Genomic DNA, 1,145 nt, shown 5'->3' on the forward strand with positions numbered 1-1,145 from the left:
CTCCGACGTCATGGGCGACCACCCGTACACCCTCGAGGTCAGCTCGCCGGGCGTCTCCCGGCCGCTGACGCTGCCGCGGCACTGGTCGCGCGCGACGGGCCGGCTGGTGCGCGCCATCCTGCACGACGGCGGCGACGTCACCGGCCGCGTCGTGTCGGCCGACGACGACTCCGCCGTCCTGGACGTCGACGGCGCCAGCCGCGTGCTGGCCTACGCCGACGTCCGCAAGGCCAAGGTGCAGGTCGAGTTCCGCAAGACCGACGACACCGATCTCGACGATTTCGAGGAAGAGGACTGAGAGCGTGGACATCGACCTTTCGCTCCTGAGAGCACTGGAGCGAGAGAAGGACATCTCCTTCGACCTGGTCGTCGAGGCGACGGAGCGCGCGCTGCTGCTCGCCTACCAGCGCTCCGAGAGCCACCAGCCGCGAGCCCGCGTCGAGCTGGACCGCAAGACCGGCCACGTCACCGTCTGGGCGCAGGAGCTCGACGACGACGGCGCCGTGGTGCGCGAGTGGGACGACACCCCCGCGGGCTTCGGCCGCATCGCCGCCACCACCGCGAAGCAGGAGATCCTGCAGCGGCTGCGCGACGCCGAGGACGAGAACACGTTCGGCGACTTCCTCGACCGCGAGGGCGAGATCATCTCCGGCACCATCCAGCAGGGCCGCGACCCCCGCACCGTCATGGTCAACCTCGGCAAGGTCGAGGCGGTGCTGCCGCCGGCCGAGCAGGTGCCGGGTGAGCGCTACGAGCACGGCAGCCGCATCCGCTGCTACGTCGTCCAGGTGCGCAAGGGCCAGCACGGCCCGATCATCACCGTCTCGCGCACCCACCCGAACCTGGTGAAGAAGCTGTTCGTGCTCGAGGTCCCCGAGATCGCCGACGGCACCGTGCAGATCGCCGGCATCGCCCGCGAGGCCGGCCACCGCACCAAGATCGCCGTCTACTCGACCGTGCCCGGCGTCAACGCCAAGGGCGCCTGCATCGGGCCCATGGGGTCGCGGGTCCGCGCGGTCATGACGGAGCTGCACGGCGAGAAGATCGACATCGTCGACTGGTCCGAGGACCCCGCGGAGCTGGTCGCCAACGCCCTGTCGCCGGCCCGCGTGCAGCGCGTCGAGATCGTCGACGCCGCCGCCCGA

1 protein-coding gene and 1 pseudogene are annotated in these 1,145 nt (G+C 71.2%); both read left to right on the forward strand.

The window, feature by feature from the left end; genetic code table 11:
* Positions 1-298: pseudogene (locus DY240_RS22615) on the forward strand (ribosome maturation factor RimP); the annotation flags it as partial.
* 4 nt (positions 299-302) lie between these two features.
* Positions 303-1,145: transcription termination factor NusA (nusA, locus tag DY240_RS22620; RefSeq protein WP_119662069.1), on the forward strand; the 843-nt coding region annotated here is incomplete at its 3' end.

The organism is Jiangella rhizosphaerae, from assembly GCF_003579925.1.
Classification (GTDB): Bacteria; Actinomycetota; Actinomycetes; order Jiangellales; family Jiangellaceae; genus Jiangella; species Jiangella rhizosphaerae.